The sequence below is a fragment of the uncultured Mucilaginibacter sp. genome, from assembly GCF_903913935.1.
Taxonomy (GTDB): Bacteria; Bacteroidota; Bacteroidia; order Sphingobacteriales; family Sphingobacteriaceae; genus Mucilaginibacter.
Genome location: NZ_CAIWNH010000414.1, coordinates 1 through 1,612, shown reverse-complemented (window position 1 = coordinate 1,612; position 1,612 = coordinate 1). Strand labels below are relative to the sequence as shown.

3 protein-coding genes are annotated in these 1,612 nt (G+C 40.7%); 1 reads left to right on the top strand and 2 read right to left on the bottom strand.

Annotated features, from left to right (window positions below; genetic code table 11):
• The coding region (locus QZY09_RS16780; protein ID WP_295674216.1) for a response regulator transcription factor at positions 1-486 on the bottom strand (486 nt) is incomplete at its 3' end.
• Between the two features lie 219 nt (positions 487-705).
• Here QZY09_RS16780 and QZY09_RS16775 point away from each other — a divergent pair.
• Entirely contained in the window at positions 706-831 is a 126-nt protein-coding gene (locus tag QZY09_RS16775) for a hypothetical protein (protein ID WP_295674215.1), read from the top strand.
• A gap of 316 nt (positions 832-1,147) precedes the next feature.
• Here QZY09_RS16775 and QZY09_RS16770 read toward each other — a convergent pair whose 3' ends face one another.
• Positions 1,148-1,576 (bottom strand): luciferase family protein, encoded by a 429-nt coding sequence (locus QZY09_RS16770; RefSeq protein WP_295674213.1) that lies wholly within the window; start codon positions 1,574-1,576, stop codon positions 1,148-1,150.
• Positions 1,577-1,612 lie beyond the last annotated feature (36 nt).

The following is a 1,612-nucleotide window of genomic DNA, read 5'->3' as shown; positions in this document are numbered from 1 at the left end:
CAACAGTTCAATTTCCCGTTTGGTGAGCTGGAACTGTTTTAAAAACGGATCCAATTCATCAAATGTTGAATTGCCCGCAGGTTGTTTATAAGGAAAGCACGACTGCCCCTGCCATACCAGACGCAACACCTGCAATAATTGGCTTTTTTCAGCATTTTTTAGGATATACCCGTTTGCGCCACCAGCCTTCGCTTTTTCAATCAGGTGCTCCTCGTTATAAGTAGAAAGCATCACTACTTTAATTTTCGGGTAACAGGATTTTACCCGCGTAAGCACTTCAAAGCCATTCAATCCAGGCATGTTAATGTCAAGCAGTATCAGGTCGGGTGTTTGCGAATTTAGTAAACTCAGTACTTCCCGGCCGTTGGATGCAATGTTCATAATCTCAATATCAGCTTCGGTTTGCAGTAACATACAAAGTCCGTTGATAAATAAGGTATGATCATCTGCAATGATCACTGATAGTTTTTCAGTTGTCAATTCCATTGTAATAATTATCAGTAAAACTAAGCATTGTGGCTTCGTTAAAAAAATACCAACTGGTTTGTATTGCCCGCCACAGGGGCGCTGCATAACTTGGCATTAAAAATCGATCCTACTATTACCATGAACAACAACGCTCGTCCGGCTCCCGGGTAAAGAAAGAAAACACCCGCGTGAATAATATGCCGGGTAAAACAATCTACACCTCTAAATCCAAAATTTATGAAAGATATAATCGGCACTGCAATAATAATGGTGCTTTGTATAGTTGGCCTGGTTTTGCGGAATGCTAATGAAGATACTGTTACGCAACACAAGCCCGACGCCAAAAAGCGGGATGAGCGCTAAGGAAAAAATGGAATTAAAAACAAACGGAATAGGATGATACCAGGGTGTTTAGTTCTTGATATCGGGGATGATGTCAAACGTTCTTCAGGAACGAAATAACAGGCAGTTTTTCATAGTTCTGCTTTGAAAGCGCCCTCAGGGGCGCTTTTTTGTTTTCCTGCAAGGGCTCGAACCTCAATCCTCAGAGCCAGAATCTGATGTGTTACCATTACACCACAGGAAAATTTATTGTAAAAAGCATCGTATTTGAAACTGCCCTGATTTTAGGACCAACGTGGCTACGTTGGTCCGGCTGTAAATATAGAAATAATGCTTTTTATTTGGCGGCTGAATTGTCAATTTTAGACCAGGACAGCCAGAGTAATTTTATAGCATAGGCGGCATCCTCTTTTTGGGTAATATAGAAGCTGATCCACCCGGTATTGGCAAAAATATGGTGATCTTTTATTTTACCTTCGGCCAGCAATTGTTCCTTGATTTTTTTGCTGAACAGGATATCGAGGATGCCATTCCCATGAATATGGCCGACTTCTTTTCCGCTGCAATCAAATTGCAGGCCTCCGTATTTGTGCCGGCATTCTGTAATACCTTCCCAACGTAAAACCTCGTAGTGGATGATGTCTATGCCATCCAGCACCTCCGGCTTAAAAATAAACGAGCATAATATTAAAAACGCCTCAAACAACTGTGGTAATAACGGCACATTTTTTAAAAAACCAAGATATTTTACGAAAAAATCAAACATTAATTAGTTTCGCTCAACTCTTTTATGTGTTGCATT